14 protein-coding genes are annotated in these 15,012 nt (G+C 69.7%); 6 read left to right on the forward strand and 8 right to left on the reverse strand.

The window, feature by feature from the left end; translation table 11 throughout:
- Positions 1-8: 8 nt before the first annotated feature.
- Complete coding sequence (locus MKW14_RS37275) at positions 9-458, reverse strand: hypothetical protein (RefSeq protein WP_240870673.1); 450 nt, start codon at positions 456-458, stop codon at positions 9-11.
- Positions 459-629: 171 nt separating this feature from the next.
- On the opposite strand from MKW14_RS37275, the gene MKW14_RS37280 reads away from it, so the two are divergent.
- Both MKW14_RS37280 and MKW14_RS37285 read left to right on the forward strand, forming a co-directional pair.
- Positions 630-1,598 carry a diacylglycerol/lipid kinase family protein gene (locus MKW14_RS37280; protein ID WP_240870675.1) on the forward strand — a complete coding sequence of 323 codons (969 nt, stop codon included), beginning with the start codon at positions 630-632 and terminating at the stop codon, positions 1,596-1,598.
- A gap of 321 nt (positions 1,599-1,919) precedes the next feature.
- Positions 1,920-2,177: a WhiB family transcriptional regulator gene (locus tag MKW14_RS37285; RefSeq protein ID WP_006142322.1), complete on the forward strand. Its 258-nt coding sequence runs from the start codon at positions 1,920-1,922 to the stop codon at positions 2,175-2,177.
- Between the two features lie 193 nt (positions 2,178-2,370).
- Here MKW14_RS37285 and MKW14_RS37290 read toward each other — a convergent pair whose 3' ends face one another.
- From MKW14_RS37290 to MKW14_RS37300, 3 genes are all read right to left on the reverse strand, one after another.
- Positions 2,371-3,837 (reverse strand): sensor histidine kinase, encoded by a 1,467-nt coding sequence (locus tag MKW14_RS37290; RefSeq protein ID WP_133044755.1) that lies wholly within the window; start codon positions 3,835-3,837, stop codon positions 2,371-2,373.
- A gap of 366 nt (positions 3,838-4,203) precedes the next feature.
- On the reverse strand, positions 4,204-4,836 hold the full coding sequence (locus tag MKW14_RS37295; protein ID WP_240870676.1) for a TetR/AcrR family transcriptional regulator: 633 nt from the start codon (positions 4,834-4,836) through the stop codon (positions 4,204-4,206).
- Positions 4,837-4,870: 34 nt separating this feature from the next.
- Entirely contained in the window at positions 4,871-5,941 is a 1,071-nt protein-coding gene (locus MKW14_RS37300; RefSeq protein ID WP_240870678.1) for an SIS domain-containing protein, read from the reverse strand.
- A 200-nt stretch (positions 5,942-6,141) separates the two neighbouring features.
- Between MKW14_RS37300 and nagB the strand changes: the two genes are divergently transcribed.
- The gene (nagB, locus tag MKW14_RS37305; RefSeq protein ID WP_240870680.1) at positions 6,142-6,927 is read left to right on the forward strand and encodes a glucosamine-6-phosphate deaminase; all 786 of its coding nucleotides are present in this window, start codon (positions 6,142-6,144) and stop codon (positions 6,925-6,927) included.
- Between the two features lie 152 nt (positions 6,928-7,079).
- On the opposite strand, the gene MKW14_RS37310 is transcribed toward nagB, so the two are convergent.
- From MKW14_RS37310 to MKW14_RS37325, 4 genes are all read right to left on the reverse strand, one after another.
- Positions 7,080-8,567, reverse strand: a complete 1,488-nt coding sequence (locus MKW14_RS37310; RefSeq protein WP_240870682.1) for a glycoside hydrolase family 3 protein — start codon at positions 8,565-8,567, stop codon at positions 7,080-7,082.
- Positions 8,568-8,575: 8 nt separating this feature from the next.
- On the reverse strand, positions 8,576-9,421 hold the full coding sequence (locus MKW14_RS37315; protein WP_240870684.1) for a carbohydrate ABC transporter permease: 846 nt from the start codon (positions 9,419-9,421) through the stop codon (positions 8,576-8,578).
- On the reverse strand, positions 9,418-10,410 hold the full coding sequence (locus MKW14_RS37320; RefSeq protein ID WP_240870686.1) for a carbohydrate ABC transporter permease: 993 nt from the start codon (positions 10,408-10,410) through the stop codon (positions 9,418-9,420). The genes MKW14_RS37315 and MKW14_RS37320 overlap by 4 nt, the downstream gene beginning before the upstream one ends.
- Before the next feature lie 99 nt (positions 10,411-10,509).
- Positions 10,510-11,790 (reverse strand): extracellular solute-binding protein, encoded by a 1,281-nt coding sequence (locus tag MKW14_RS37325; protein WP_240870688.1) that lies wholly within the window; start codon positions 11,788-11,790, stop codon positions 10,510-10,512.
- A 307-nt stretch (positions 11,791-12,097) separates the two neighbouring features.
- Between MKW14_RS37325 and MKW14_RS37330 the strand changes: the two genes are divergently transcribed.
- The 3 genes from MKW14_RS37330 (at position 12,098) to mctP (ending at position 14,899) form a co-directional block, all read left to right on the forward strand.
- A complete protein-coding gene (locus MKW14_RS37330) occupies positions 12,098-12,862 on the forward strand; it encodes a GntR family transcriptional regulator (RefSeq protein ID WP_208780958.1) in 765 nt (254 codons plus the stop codon).
- A 157-nt stretch (positions 12,863-13,019) separates the two neighbouring features.
- A complete protein-coding gene (locus tag MKW14_RS37335; protein WP_240870690.1) occupies positions 13,020-13,274 on the forward strand; it encodes a DUF3311 domain-containing protein in 255 nt (84 codons plus the stop codon).
- Positions 13,271-14,899 (forward strand): monocarboxylate uptake permease MctP, encoded by a 1,629-nt coding sequence (gene mctP, locus MKW14_RS37340; protein ID WP_240870692.1) that lies wholly within the window; start codon positions 13,271-13,273, stop codon positions 14,897-14,899. Before MKW14_RS37335 ends, mctP begins: the two co-directional genes overlap by 4 nt.
- The last annotated feature ends 113 nt before the right edge of the window (positions 14,900-15,012 follow it).

Raw genomic sequence — 15,012 nt, forward strand, 5'->3', positions numbered from 1 at the left:
CCGTACGCCTACTGCTTGCCGTCCTGGGCGCGGCCCGGACCCTTGATACCGAGGGCCTGGGTCGTGGCCGGGTTGACCAGCAGCACCAGGGCGGCGACGGCGACGACCGCCAGCGCGATCCCCGCCGGGATCGCCACGCTGTCGGCCTGCAGCAGGTTGTAGGCCACCGGCAGCGCCATGATCTGCGTGATGACGGCCGGGCCCCGGCTCCAGCTCCTGCGCGTGAGCAGCCCGCGCGCGGCGAGCAGCGGCAGCAGGGCGAGGACGAGCAGGGTGACGCCGCCGGTGACGGCGGAGCCCCGGTCGTCCGGGTCGCCCACGAGGCCCTCCACGAGCATCCAGACGCCCCCGACGGCCAGCGCGAGCCCTTCCAGCCCGGCGAGCGCGGCGGCGTACGTCAGACGCCGCGGGCGGGGGCCGGTGTCTTCCTCGGTGGCGGGGGTCTTCTCACTGGTCACCCCTGAAGGGTAGCCCTGGGCAGGCCGGTCGGCCCGGGGGCGGGCCCGGGGGACGCAGGCCCTCTCGGCGGGGTTGAGCCGACCCCGGGTGGCGAGACTCACGCCCCCTCCTCTTACCTGATCCCTACCTCGCGCTGTGCCCGGTACCAGGCAGTAGGTACGCTGCAACTCATGCGTGCACTCCTCGTGGTCAACCCAGCGGCAACCACCACAAGCGCACGCAGACGCGATGTGCTGATCCACGCGCTGGCGAGCGAGATGAAGCTGGAGGCGGTCACCACCGAGTACCGCGGCCACGCACGCGACCTGGCCCGGCAGGCCGCCGACAGCGACGACATCGACCTCGTGGTGGCCCTCGGCGGCGACGGCACGGTCAACGAGGTCGTCAACGGTCTGTTGCACGCCGGCCCCAATCCGGACGGCCTGCCCCGGCTCGCCGTGGTCCCGGGCGGCTCCACCAACGTCTTCGCCCGCGCCCTGGGCCTGCCCAACGACGCCGTCGAGGCGACGGGCGCGGTGCTGGACGCACTGCACCAGGGCAGCGAGCGCGCGGTCGGCATGGGCCTCGCCTCGGGGACGCCGGGGACCGAGGACGAGGCGGTGCCGGCGCGCTGGTTCACCTTCTGCGCGGGGCTCGGTTTCGACGCCGGTGTGGTCGGGCGGGTGGAGCAGCAGCGCGAACTGGGCAAGAAGTCCACACACGCCCTTTACCTGCGCCAGGTCGCCCGCCAGTTCCTGCAGGAACCCCACCGGCGGCACGGCACCATCACGCTGGAGCGCCCCGGCGAGGAACCGGTGACCGATCTGGTGATGTCCATAATCTGCAACACGTCGCCGTGGACGTATCTGGGCAATCGTCCGGTGTACGCGTCACCTAAGGCTTCGTTCGATACCGGGCTCGACGTACTCGGCGTCAGCCGCATGTCCACGGTCACGGCTGCCCGTTATGCCACGCAGTTGCTCACTTCGTCCCCCGAGCGGGGACCCCACGGCAAGCACGTCGTGTCCCTGCACGACCTGGATGGGTTCACCTTGCATTCGAAGGCGCCCCTCCCCCTTCAGATGGACGGCGACCACCTCGGACTGCGCACGAGCGTGACGTTCACAGGCGTACGCCGTGCACTGCGTGTGATTGTGTGAGTAGAAGGGGCCAAAGTCCTTTCACTCGAACGTTTAGACCAGGGTCCACCCCATGGAAGTACGGCTGTGACCTAGTCGACACCGAGGAATCAAAAAAAACTTTCCGGAAGGGGTTGTATCCGCCGCTGAGGTTTGCGAGTCTCTACGTGGCGATCGGGACAGCCCCGCAAGACCGGCATCCACAGATCACCGGAACCCCTCTTCAAACTCAGGACCACGCCGAGGAAGACTCGGCGGTCGGCCCTTCACTTGTTGAGGGATTCGTGAAAGCGTTCACATTCACAAGCAACCCGCACGTAATACCAAGGAGAGGTAGCAGCCATGGACTGGCGTCACAACGCCGTTTGCCGCGAGGAAGACCCCGAGCTCTTCTTCCCCATCGGCAACACCGGTCCTGCGCTGCTGCAGATCGAGGAAGCCAAGGCCGTCTGCCGTCGCTGCCCCGTCATGGATCAGTGTCTGCAGTGGGCGCTCGAGTCCGGTCAGGACTCCGGCGTCTGGGGTGGTCTCAGCGAGGACGAGCGCCGTGCCATGAAGCGCCGCGCCGCCCGCAACCGGGCCCGTCAGGCCTCCGCCTGACAACACCCGCCCCGCAAACAGCCTGAGCTTGGCGGCGCGCACAGCGAGTGCGCTTCTCCCGCCCCCGAGCCGCAGCGCGCAGTACCTCCGGTGCGCCTAGCAATAGAGCAGCAACGAGAGAACAGCAACGAGCGACTGGCCCTGGATCCCCGGATCCGGGGCTTTTTGCTGTGCTCGCCGCCCACCCCCACGCCTACTTGTGCGCCCGCACCGGTACGTCGAAGATCACCCGGGTCCCCCGCTCCGGCGCCGGCACCATGTCGAACGTACCGCCCAACTCGCCCTCCACCAGGGTCCGTACGATCTGCAGGCCCAGGTTGCCGGCGGTGTGCGGGTCGAAGCCCTCGGGCAGGCCCACGCCGTCGTCCTGGACGGTGACCAGGAGGCGGGCCTCCTTGGTGGTGCCGCCACGGACGGCGGAGACCTCGACCGTGCCGGTCTCGCCCTCGCGGAAGCCGTGTTCGAGGGCGTTCTGCAGGACTTCGGTGAGAACCATCGACAGCGGGGTGGCGACCTCGGCGTCCAGGATGCCGAAGCGGCCGCTGCGCCGGCCGGTGACCTTGCCCGGCGAGATCTCGGCGACCATCGCGAGCACCCGGTCGGCGATCTCGTCGAACTCCACGCGCTCGTCCAGGTTCTGGGAGAGCGTCTCGTGCACGATCGCGATCGAGCCGACCCGGCGCACCGCCTCCTCCAGGGCCTCCCGGCCGCGGTCGGACTCGATACGGCGGGCCTGCAGGCGCAACAGGGCCGCCACCGTCTGGAGGTTGTTCTTCACCCGGTGGTGGATCTCCCGGATGGTGGCGTCCTTGGTGATCAACTCGCGCTCGCGGCGGCGCAGTTCGGTGACGTCCCGGAGCAGGACCAGCGAACCGATGCGGGTGCCCTTGGGCTTGAGCGGGATCGCGCGGAACTGGATGACCCCGTCGTGGGCCTCGATCTCGAACTCGCGGGGCGCCCAGCCGCTGGCCACCTTGGCGAGCGCCTCGTCCACCGGGCCGCGGGTGGGGGCGAGTTCGGCGGTGGTCCGGCCGAGGTGCTGGCCGACGAGGTCGGAGGCGAGGCCCATGCGGTGGTAGGCGGACAGGGCGTTCGGGGAGGCGTACTGGACGATGCCGTCCGCGTCGAGACGGATCAGGCCGTCGCCCACGCGCGGGGCGGCGTCCATGTCCATCTGCTGGTTCGCGAAGGGGAAGGCGCCGGCCGCGATCATCTGCGCGAGGTCCGAGGCGCTCTGCAGATAGGTCAGTTCGAGCCGGCTCGGGGTGCGCACGGTGAGCAGGTTGGTGTTGCGCGCGATGACACCGAGGACGCGGCCCTCCCGGCGCACCGGGATCGACTCGACCCGGACCGGAACCTCCTCACGCCACTCGGGGTCGCCCTCGCGCACGATCCGGCCCTCGTCGAGCGCCGCGTCCAGCATGGGGCGGCGGCCGCGCGGGACGAGGTGTCCGACCATGTCGTCCTGGTAGGAGGTGGGGCCGGTGTTGGGGCGCATCTGGGCGACGGAGACGTACCGGGTGCCGTCGCTGGTGGGCACCCACAGGACGAGGTCGGCGAAGGAGAGGTCGGAGAGCAGCTGCCACTCCGAGACCAGCAGGTGGAGCCACTCGAGGTCGGAGTCGTCGAGGGCGGTGTGCTGGCGGACCAGTTCGTTCATGGAGGGCACGGGTGCGAGCGTACCTGGCGGTATGTGGGTGGCCGAAAAGCGGCTCGAAGACACCCGCGGGCCGCGGCGCCTGGGAGGGACCCTCAACCCTCCCGGCACCGCAGCCCGGAGCAGTATCGGCCGCGGGGTGTGCGGTCCCGGTCGGCCGAAGGTCGAGGAGCCGGGGCAGTCAGGGCAGAGAGCTCCGGTTCCTCGGTCCGTCCTCCTGTGCGGGGAGGGCGGAAGTTCGCTTCAATTGTGGACTAGACCACTGTGCGTGTCCATGCGTTGGAGCCTGTTGGTTGTTGTTAATTTCCCCACCGGCTCGACGGCTACTGGGACGCCCTGGTGTCCATCACGCAGCCTACCCGTGTGGGTTCATGTGCGGGGCCAGATGGACATGGCAATTTCGGCGAGGGCTTCCAGCTGTTCCCGGCTCGCCCCGTCCCGGGCCTGCTGCGACATGCCCTGGATCATCGCGCCGGTGTACCGGGCCAGGGCGGGCACGTCGGTGGTGGGAGGTAACTCGCCCGCGGCGACGCCGGCCCGGACACGGCTCTCGAACGCGGCGATGTCGGCGTTGCGCCGCGCGCGCAGGGACTCCTCGACCTCGCGGGCGGTGCAGTTGGTGGCCGCGTGGAGGACGAGGCAGCCGCGCGGGCGGCCCGGCGCCGTGTACTCGGCGGCGGCCTCGCGCAGCACCCGCTCGACGGCCGCCCGGGCGGTGGGCTCCTCGGCGAGGGCGCGGTCGGTGAAGGCGCCGTAGCGGGCCCGGTAGACGGTCACGACCTCGTCGAACAGCGCGCGTTTGTCGCCGAAGGCGGCGTACAGGCTCGGGGCGCCGATGCCCATGACGCGGGTGAGGTCGGCGACGGAGGTGGCCTCGTAGCCGTGTTCCCAGAAGGCCAGGACGGCCTTGTCCAGGGCGGCGTCGCGGTCGAAGGAACGGGGGCGGCCGCGGGGCCTCGACACCGGTCTGGCCCGGGTGCTCGTCTCGTCGCCGCCCACCATGGGCGGAACTGTATAGCGGGCGCCGCCGAAAGGATCAGTGGGTCTCCGTGACTTTCGCCAGGGCGCGGGGGGCGTCCGGGTCCTGGCCGCGGGCGATGGTGACCTCGTAGGCGAGGAGCTGGAGCGGGATGATCTCCAGGATCGGCTGGACCTCCTCGGCGACGCCCTCGGTGGGCAGCACCAGACCGGCCGAGGCCCGCTCGACCTGCTCCCGGGGGCCGACGACGAACAGGTCGGCGCCGCGGCCGCGCAGCCGGTCCAGGACCGGCTGGAGGGCCTCGCCGCCCTTGCCGTCGGTGACCACCGCGATGACCGGGGAGACGTTGTCGACCATGGCGAGCGGGCCGTGCAGCAGGTCGGCGCCGGAGTAGGAGAGAGCGGGGATGTAGCTGGTCTCCATCAGCTTGAGCGCGGCCTCCTTGGCGGTGGGATAGCCGTAGCCGCGGGAGGTGATGACCATGCGCTCGGCGAAGCGGTAGCGGGCGGCGAGGGCGCGGACCTCGTCCTGCCGGGCCAGCAGCTGCTCGGCGAGGTCCGGGAGCAGCTTCGCGGCGCCGCCGTCGCCGCCGCGCAGTCCCTCGACGAAGAGGTAGAGGGCGAGCAGGGAGGCGGTGTACGTCTTGGTCGCCGGGAGCGCCTTCTCCGGTCCGGCCATGATGTCGACGTGGTACTCGGAGACGCCGGCCAGCGGTGAACCGGGGTTGTTGGTGACGGCGAGGGTGATCGCGCCGGCCTCGCGGGCCGCCCGGGTCGAGGCCACCAGGTCCGGGGAACCGCCGGACTGGCTGACGGTGATCACCAGGACGTCCGTGAGGTCGGGGCGGGCGCCGTACGCCGTGGTGGTGGACATCGAGGTCAGTCCGCAGGGCAGGCCGAGGCGGATCTCCAGCAGGTACTTGGCGTACAGGGCGGCGTTGTCGGAGGTGCCGCGCGCGGTCAGCAGGACGAAGCGGGGCCTGCGGGCGGCGATCTCCTGGGCCACCTGCCGGATCGCCGGGGCGCCCTCGTCCAGGATCCGGCGCAGTACGGCGGGCTGCTCGGCCATCTCACGGGCCATGATCCGGCCCGGGACGTCGGTCTGCGGCTCCGGTGGCGTGGCGGTCATGGTGGTTCCTCCTGGATCGGGCTGCGCTGCGGTACCCATTGCACTCCCCCGGCCCCCATGGTGCCCGTCCGGCGCGTGAACGGCTCCTGAGCGGGCGGTTTCAGCGCCTGGACACACCTGGGCCGCGGGATCCCGCTCTGTTAGATTGGCCCCGCACAGATTGGTCTAAACCACTAGTTCTTCAGAACGGCGGGCCCAGCGTGGAAGTTGTCATCGTTCCGGACGCCAGGTCGGGCGGCGAGCTCGTCGCCGAGGCCATGGCACGGCTGTTGCGGCGCAAGCCGGACGCGCTGCTCGGCGTGGCCACGGGGTCGACTCCGCTGCCCGTGTACGAGGCGCTGGCGGCCCTGGTGCGCGCCGGTTCCGTGGACGTCTCACGGGCGCGGATAGCGCAGCTCGACGAGTACGTGGGCCTGCCGGCCGAGCACCCCGAGTCGTACCGCTCCGTGCTCCGGCGCGAGGTGCTTCAGCCGCTCGGCATCGGGATGGAGGCGTTCCTGGGGCCCGACGGGACGGCCGAGGACGTGCAGGGCGCGTGCGCGGCGTACGACGCGGCGCTGGCGGGCGCCGGGGGCGTGGACCTGCAGTTGCTCGGGATCGGGACGGACGGGCACATCGGCTTCAACGAGCCGTGCTCCTCGCTGGCCTCCCGGACGCGGATCAAGACGCTGACCGAGCAGACGCGGGTGGACAACGCGCGGTTCTTCGACGGGGACGTCGAGGCGGTGCCGCACCATGTGATCACGCAGGGGATCGGGACGATTCTCGAGGCCCGGCACGTGGTGCTGCTCGCGACGGGGGAAGGGAAGGCGGAGGCGGTGGCCGCGACGGTCGAGGGGCCGCTTGCCTCTGTGTGTCCGGCGTCGGCGTTGCAACTGCATGCGCATGCGACGGTGGTTGTGGACGAGGCTGCGGCGTCGAAGCTCAAGCTGGCTGACTACTTCCGGCACACTTATGCGAACAAGCCGGATTGGCAGGGGATTTAGCGGTTTGGTGCGGGGTGCGGGTCGGTGGGGGCTGGTCGCGCTCGCGCGGCGGAGCCGCATATCGGACACAGCCCCGCGCCCCTGAGGGGGCGCGTCAGGCGCCGGTCCCTCTGAGGGACCGGCGCCTGACGTCTTGACGAGCAAACTACCGGCTACTCCCCCGCGATGATCTCCGCCGCCGCTCGGCCGCAGACGCGGGCCGCTCCGTGGGTGGCGATGTGGAGGGTGCCTCGGGGTGGGGCCTGGGGGAGGCCCATCTCGACCACGATGGTGTCGGGGCGGGTGCGCAGGACCGTGTCCAGGGCCCTGCCCATCCAGGGGTGACGGTGTTCGTCGCGGACCACCGCCACGATCCGGCGACGGCCGGCCGCGGCCAGGGTCGCCAGGCCGGCGTCCTCTCCGGCGAACGTGCCGGTCTCCGTGCCCGGGAGCAGCCGGGAGAGTTCCGCGGCCACGCCCCAGGGGGTCTCGGCGCCCACGGCGATGTTCGCGACCGGGCTGAGGGCGGCGACGTAGGGCGGTTCGGTGAGGGGCGTGAAGGGCTGGGCGGACGTCAGCCGCAGGGCGCGGCGGGCCGCGCGCAGGCCCACCTCCTCGTCGGCCGGCGTCCTGGTGTCGGCGGCGCCCGCGGCGGCCGTCCAGCGGGCCAGCGTCCGTACGCGTTCCGCCGCGTCCGCGAGGCGGGCCTCGGCGAGTTCGCCGGAGCGGACCGCCGTGACCAGGGCGTCGCGCAGCCTTCGTACCGTCTCGTCGTCGGCGAGGCCGCCGCCCACGCAGATCGCGTCGGCTCCGGCGGCGATCGCGAGGACGCTGCCGCGTTCGATGCCGTACGTGGCCGCGATCGCCTGCATCTCCATGCCGTCGGTGACGATCAGGCCGTCGTAGCCGAGTTCGCCGCGCAGCAGCCGGGTCAGGACCGGGTGGGACAGGGTCGCGGGGCGGGCCGGGTCGAGGGCCGGGACCAGGATGTGGGCGCTCATGACGGCGCGGGTGCCGGCGGCGAGGGCCGCGCGGAACGGGGCGAGTTCGCGGGCGGAGAGCACCTCGGCGGGGACGTCGATGCGGGGAAGCGCGTGGTGGGAGTCGACGGCCGTGTCCCCGTGGCCCGGGAAGTGCTTGGTGCAGGCGGCGACCCCGGCGGACTGCAGGCCGGTGACATAGGCCGCCGTGTGCCGGGCCACCAACTCGGTGTCGGCGCCGAAGGAGCGCACGCCGATGACCGGGTTCGCGGGGTTGGAGTTGACGTCGGCGGAGGGGGCCCAGTTGAGGTTCACCCCGCAGGCGGCGAGGCGGCGGCCCAACTCGGCGGCGACCTGCCGGGTCAGTTCCACGTCGTCGACCGCGCCCAGCGCGTTGTTGCCGGGGAAGGAGGAGCCGGTGCGCACCTCCAGGCGGGTGACGTCACCGCCCTCCTCGTCGACGGCGACGAGCACGTCGTCCCGCTCGGCGCGCAACTGCGCGGTCAGGGCCGCCAGTTGTTCGGGGGAGGCGATGTTGCGGCCGAAGAGGCCGACGGAGGCGAGGCCCTCCCCGAGGCGGCGCAGCAGCCAGTCGGGGGCGGTGGTGCCGGTGAAGCCCGGTTGCAGGACCGTGAGGGCGTCGCGGGTCAGGGTGTCGGAGCCGCTGGCGATTGTCGTCATCGGGGGCGTTATCCCTTCACGGCGCCCGCGGTCAGGCCCGCGGCCATCTTGCGCTGGACGAGGAGGAAGAGGGCGACGATCGGCACGGCCATCATGGTGGCGCCGGCCATCATCGGGGCGTACTCGGTGCCGTGTTTGGTGGTGAAGTTGCCGAGCCAGACGGTCGCGGTCTGGTGCTGCTGGCTGAGCAGCATGAGGGCGTAGATGTACTCGTTCCAGGCCTGGATGAAGGCGTAGACCGAGGTGGCGACCATGCCGGGGGCCAGCAGCGGGAAGACCACGCGGATGAAGGCGCCGGTGCGGGAGCAGCCGTCGACCATCGCCGCCTCCTCCAGTTCCCGGGGGATGTTGACGATGAAGCCGCGCAGCGTCCACACCGTGAAGGGGAGGATGAAGGTCAGGTACGTGATGATCAGGCCCGAGAGCTTGTCGTACTGCTCCAGGTCGTTGAGGAGCAGGAAGACCGGGATGATCATGGCCACCAGCGGGACCATCTGGACGGCGAGGATGCCGACGATGACCACCTTGCGGCCGCGGAAGGCGAACCGGGAGATGGCGAGCGCCGCCAGCAGGCCGACGACCATGCCGATCACCACGACGGACAGGGAGACGATCAGGCTGCGGCCGACCGGGCCCCAGAAGTCCGCGATGGCCAGCGCCCGGCGGAAGTTGGCCAGGGTGAAGCCGGTCGGGAACAGGCTCGGGTCGGGGTCGATGGTGTCCTTGGCCGGTTTGATGGCCGTGTTGAGCATCCAGTAGACGGGGAAGCCGGCGGTCAGGAAGACGAGGAGACCGAGGAGGTTCCAGCCGAGCTTGGACTTCCGGGGACGCCCCCCAGTGGAGATCGCGCTCATTCGACCTCTCCGATCTTCAGCATCTGGCGCATGTACACGGCGACCACGCCCAGCAGCAACAGCACGGTGATCAGGGCGATCGCGGAGCCCTGCGCGTAGTCGTTGACCTGGAAGGCGCGGTCGTAGGAGTAGGTGGTCAGGAGCTGGAACTCGTCCTCGGGATGGCCGTCGCGCATCACGAAGACCTGCGGGAAGACGCCCATGTCCCAGATGACCGACAGGGTCGTGAGCATCACGATGATCGGCTTGAGGATGGGCAGGGTGACGTACCGGAAGACACCCCAGGAGCCCGCGCCGTCCAGCCGGGCCGCCTCCTCCAACTCCGCCGGGACCTGGGTGAGTCCGGCGCTGAGGGTGATGACGACGAAGGGCACGGCTCCCCAGACCACCAGCAGCATGATGACGGCCAGACCCTGCGGTCCGCTCGCGAACCAGTTGTGACCGATCAGCTCAACGCCGGGCAGCTTGCTGAGCAGCGCGTTGAGGATGCCGTAGTCGCTGTCGAACAGCCACTTGAAGACGGTCGTGGCGACGATGATCGGCATGCCCCAGCTGGCCACCAGCACGATGTTGACCATGGTCTTCACCCAGCCGGAGACCCGCTGCAGCAGCAGCGCGACCAGCATGCCGAGGACCATCGTGAAGATGACCGACCCGGCGGCGAAGAGGATCGTGCGCAGCACGACCTGCCAGAACGTGGTGTCGCTCAGCACCCCGGTGAAGTTGGCGAACCCGACCCACTCGGCCGGCTGGAAGCCCCACAGCTGGGACTGCCCGAACTTCTGGAAGGACAGGGTGACCAGGCGGACCATGGGGTAGCCCATGACCAGCGCGAGGATCAGCAGACAGGGGGCGAGCAGCAGCCACGGGGTGGCCGCGCCGCCCGAGATACGGCCTCTGCGTGGCGCGTTCGGGGCGGACGGTGGTGACGGCGGCGCCGGCCGCGGCGGCGGCACCTTGGCAGGGGTGGTGGTGTCTGCGGCACTCATCGCGCGCTCCTCAGCGGTCCCTCAGGTCGTACGGTCGTACGAGAAGCAGGGCCCCCGCCCCGAACGGTGCCCGGGGGTCGAAAGGGCCCTGCTCTCCGGTCACTTGGTGTTGATGACCTTGTCGATCGCGGCGTCCGCGGCCTTCGCGGCGGCCTCGACCGACTGCTTGCCGGTGCCGATGTTCTGCAGCATGGTCTGCAGCACCTGGGACTTCTCGACCTGGCCCCAGCCGGGCGCCATCGGGACGAACCAGTTGGACTCGGCCGCGGTGGCCGGGACCGCCGTGGCGGGGTCGCTCTTCAGGGCCTGGAGGTCGGTCTTGTTGTTGGGCAGGTTGCCCTTGGCCATCAGGCCCTTCTGGCCGGAGGGACCGGTGAAGGCGTTGATCCACTCGGCGGCGACGCCCTGCGCCTTGGACTTGACCGGGATGGCGAGGTCCGAACCGCCCAGGAAGACGGGCATGTTCTTGCCGGACGGACCCGGCATCACGAAGTTCTCGAGGTTGTTCTTGAGCTTGCCGGTCTTGTCGTTCTTCGGGTCGGCGGCGGTCGCGCCCTCCCAGGCGGCGCCGAAGATCATGCCGGACTTGCCCTGGCCGTAGACGATGTAGCGGTCGGACTCGTCCTTGGTCTTGTCACCGTGCATGTACTTGTCGATGACGTTCTTGAACTCGGTGAGGCCCTTGATGGACTGAGGCGAGGAGAGGTTGCCCTTCCACTGGCCGCCGTCCTGCTTGGCGATGGAGCCGCCGGCGTCGTAGACGAAGGACATGGCCGCGTACCAGTCACGGGTGGGCTGGTACCAGGCGGAGAACTTGTCGCCCTCCTTCGCCTGCACCTTGTCGAGGTCGGCGGTGAGTTCGGCGTACGTCTTCGGCGTGGACTTCACGCCCACCGAGGCGAAGACGTCCTTGCGCCAGTTGCCGACCCGGCCGCCCGCGTAGTACGGGACGCCGTAGGTCTTGCCGTCGTACGTCACCGAGGCCTTCAGGCCGTCCAGCCAGGCGGAGGAGTTGGTGAACTTCGCGGGGTCGACGGGGGCGAAGGCGCCCTTGACCATGTAGCTCAGCATCTCGGTGTTGCCCATCTCGACCACGTCCGGCACCTTGTCGGTGGCGAGGACCGCGTCGAGCTTGGTGTTCTTGTCCGGCCAGCCGTAGTACTCGTGGTTGATCTTGATGCCGGGGTGGGCCTTCTCGACGGCCGCGTCGGCGGCCTTCACGAGGTTGGGCCAGTTGTTCTGGGCGTCGACGGTGAGCCAGACCGTCAGCTCCTTGGCGTCGGAGCCGGACGTCGAGCTCTTGTTGTCGCTTCCCCCACACGCAGCGACCGAGACCATCATGCCCGCGATACCGATCGCGGCTGCCAGCTTGCGCTTCACGCCACCCTCCTCAGGGATGCCCACACCTCCCCGCCCATACGCCGGGACCTGAACCAATGGTGTAGACCAGTACCGGGAGCTTGGACCAGACCACGAAGCCTGTCAAGAGTGCTCGAAAAGGCTCTGACCAGCCGTTATGCGACCTACATATGCAAGAACCTTTAAGTAAGAAGCCAGCGAAAACAGCGGCGGCGGAGTAGTGTCGTCCGCTAGACCACTTGGCTCTGTGGACTAGACCAAAACAGGTGGCGACGGTATACAGAGGGGATCACGACGTGACCCGCGTCCGGAGCCGGGAAGGCAGACCATGAGTACCGACGTCAGCAGTGCGGAGAACGAGGGCGGGGCAGGCGTGCGTACCGCGCGCGTGCCCAAGTACTACCGCCTGAAGAAGCACCTGCTGGACATGACGGAGACACAGTCGCCCGGCACCCCGGTACCGCCCGAGCGCACCCTCGCCGCCGAGTTCGACACCTCCCGCACCACCGTGCGGCAGGCGCTGCAGGAGCTGGTCGTCGAGGGGCGACTGGAACGCATCCAGGGCAAGGGCACCTTCGTCGCCAAGCCGAAGGTCTCCCAGGCGCTGCAACTGACCTCCTACACCGAGGACATGCGCGCCCAGGGCCTGGAGCCGACCTCGCAGCTGCTGGACATCGGCTACATCACCGCCGACGACCGGCTCGCCGGGCTCCTCGACATCACGGCCGGCGGCCGGGTGCTGCGCATCGAGCGGCTGCGCATGGCCAACGGCGAGCCGATGGCCATCGAGACCACCCACCTCAGCGCCAAGCGCTTCCCCGCCCTGCGCAGGTCCCTGGTCAAGTACACGTCCCTCTACACGGCGTTGGCCGAGGTGTACGACGTCCATCTCGCCGAGGCCGAGGAGACCATCGAGACCTCGCTGGCCACCCCGCGCGAGGCCGGCCTGCTCGGCACCGACGTGGGCCTGCCGATGCTGATGCTCTCCCGCCACTCCCTGGACCGGGACGGACAGCCGGTGGAGTGGGTGCGGTCGGTGTACCGGGGGGACAGGTACAAGTTCGTGGCCAGGCTGAAGAGGCCCGTCGACTGAGCGGAACGGGGCGGGGGTTCCACCACCGCTCAGGGTCTTCACGGAATCGACATACCGATATCCCGACGCGGTCTTCCACTGCCGCGACACCGTGACCTACATTGCCTGCGCATTACACATGTGATCACAGGCGATCGTGAGGGGACGGAGCCGCCGTATGTCCGAAGTACCCGAAGTGAGACCACCGGTGGTGACCCCGGTCCGTGTGATCATCGCCGTCTGCCTGATCGCACCCTTCGTGGCGATGCTGTGGGTCGGTTCCTACGCCAGGACCGACCCGGAGTTCATCGGCATCCCGTTCTTCTACTGGTACCAGATGCTGTGGGTGCTGCTCTCCACCGCGCTGACCATGACCGCGTACAAGCTGTGGCAGCGTGACCAGCGCGCCCGCAAGGGGGGTGCGGGCAAGTGAAGGACGGTGTCAACGGCGTCGCGCTCGGCGTCTTCATCTTCTTCTTCCTGGCCGTCACGGCCATGGGCTTCCTCGCCGCGCGCTGGCGCAAGGCCGAGAACGAGCACAGCCTCGACGAATGGGGCCTGGGCGGACGGTCGTTCGGCACCTGGGTCACCTGGTTCCTGCTCGGCGGCGACCTGTACACGGCGTACACCTTCGTCGCCGTACCGGCGGCGATCTACGCGGCGGGCGCGGCCGGCTTCTTCGCCGTGCCGTACACGATCCTGGTCTACCCCCTGATATTCACGTTCCTGCCGCGTCTGTGGTCGGTCTCGCACCGCCACGGGTACGTCACGACCTCGGACTTCGTGCGCGGCCGCTTCGGCTCCAAGAGCCTGTCGCTGGCGGTGGCGCTGACCGGCATCCTCGCGACGATGCCGTACATCGCGCTCCAACTCGTCGGCATCCAGGCCGTGCTGGACGTCATGGGCGTGGGCGGCGGCGAGAACACCAACTGGTTCGTGAAGGACCTGCCGCTCCTGATCGCCTTCGGCGTGCTCGCGGCCTACACCTACTCCTCCGGCCTCCGGGCCCCCGCCCTGATCGCGTTCGTGAAGGACACGCTGATCTACATCGTCATCGCGGTGGCGATCATCTACATCCCGATCAAGCTGGGCGGCTTCGACGACATCTTCGCCAAGGCCGGCCACGCGTTCGCCCAGACCAACCCGGCGACGGGCAAGCCGCGCGGCGCCCTGGCACCGGCCGAGCCCGCCCAATGGACGTACGCCACCCTGGCGTTGGGCTCCGCGCTCGCGCTCTTCATGTACCCGCACTCGATCACCGCGACGCTCTCCTCCAAGAGCCGTGAGGTGATCCGCCGCAACACCACGATCCTGCCGCTGTACTCGCTGATGCTGGGCCTGCTCGCGCTGCTGGGCTTCATGGCGATCGCGGCCGGGGTCAAGGTCACCAACGGGCAGCTGGCGATCCCGCAGCTCTTCGAGAACATGTTCCCGAGCTGGTTCGCCGGGGTGGCCTTCGCGGCGATCGGCATCGGCGCGCTGGTCCCGGCGGCCATCATGTCCATCGCGGCCGCGAACCTCTTCACCCGCAACATCTACAAGGACTTCATCAAGCCGGACGCCACGCCCCGGCAGGAGGCCCAGGTCTCCAAGATCGTGTCGCTGCTGGTGAAGGTCGGCGCGCTGGTCTTCGTCCTCACCATGGACAAGACGGTCGCCATCAACTTCCAGCTGCTGGGCGGCATCTGGATCCTGCAGACCTTCCCGGCCCTGGTCGGCGGCCTCTTCACCCGCTGGTTCCACCGCTGGGCCCTGCTCGCCGGCTGGGCGGTCGGCATGGTCTACGGCACGGTCGCGGCGTACGGCGTCGCCTCCCCCACCCAGAAGCACTTCGGCGGCTCGTCGAAGGAGATCCCGGGCATCGGGGAGATCGGCTACATCGGCCTCACGGCGTTCGTCATGAACGTGGTGGTCACGGTGGTCCTCACCTTCGTCCTGAAGGCCCTGAAGGCCCCGGAGGGCATCGACGAGACCAGTCCCCAGGACTACACGGCGGATGCGGGAGACCGGGGGGTGGAGGTGGAACTCCCGCCGGCAACCGCAGGAAGCGCCCACTGAAGCGCGCCCTTCGGGGGCGCGGGGCTGTATCGATATGCGGCTCCGCCGCGTGAGCGCGATCAACCACGAACAACCCGCAGCGGGGGGGGCCGGGGCCCCCCCCCCCCCCCCCC

The organism is Streptomyces gilvus (assembly GCF_022513565.1).
GTDB lineage: Bacteria > Actinomycetota > Actinomycetes > Streptomycetales > Streptomycetaceae > Streptomyces > Streptomyces gilvus.

Coding starts and splice junctions, on each gene's coding strand:
- MKW14_RS37280 (WP_240870675.1), top strand. CDS start 630: ATGCGTGCACTCCTCGTGGTCAACCCAGCGGCAACCACCACAAGCGCA.
- MKW14_RS37285 (WP_006142322.1), top strand. CDS start 1,920: ATGGACTGGCGTCACAACGCCGTTTGCCGCGAGGAAGACCCCGAGCTC.
- MKW14_RS37290 (WP_133044755.1), bottom strand. CDS start 3,837: ATGAACGAACTGGTCCGCCAGCACACCGCCCTCGACGACTCCGACCTC.
- MKW14_RS37295 (WP_240870676.1), bottom strand. CDS start 4,836: ATGGTGGGCGGCGACGAGACGAGCACCCGGGCCAGACCGGTGTCGAGG.
- MKW14_RS37300 (WP_240870678.1), bottom strand. CDS start 5,941: ATGACCGCCACGCCACCGGAGCCGCAGACCGACGTCCCGGGCCGGATC.
- MKW14_RS37310 (WP_240870682.1), bottom strand. CDS start 8,567: ATGACGACAATCGCCAGCGGCTCCGACACCCTGACCCGCGACGCCCTC.
- MKW14_RS37315 (WP_240870684.1), bottom strand. CDS start 9,421: ATGAGCGCGATCTCCACTGGGGGGCGTCCCCGGAAGTCCAAGCTCGGC.
- MKW14_RS37320 (WP_240870686.1), bottom strand. CDS start 10,410: ATGAGTGCCGCAGACACCACCACCCCTGCCAAGGTGCCGCCGCCGCGG.
- MKW14_RS37330 (WP_208780958.1), top strand. CDS start 12,098: ATGAGTACCGACGTCAGCAGTGCGGAGAACGAGGGCGGGGCAGGCGTG.
- MKW14_RS37335 (WP_240870690.1), top strand. CDS start 13,020: ATGTCCGAAGTACCCGAAGTGAGACCACCGGTGGTGACCCCGGTCCGT.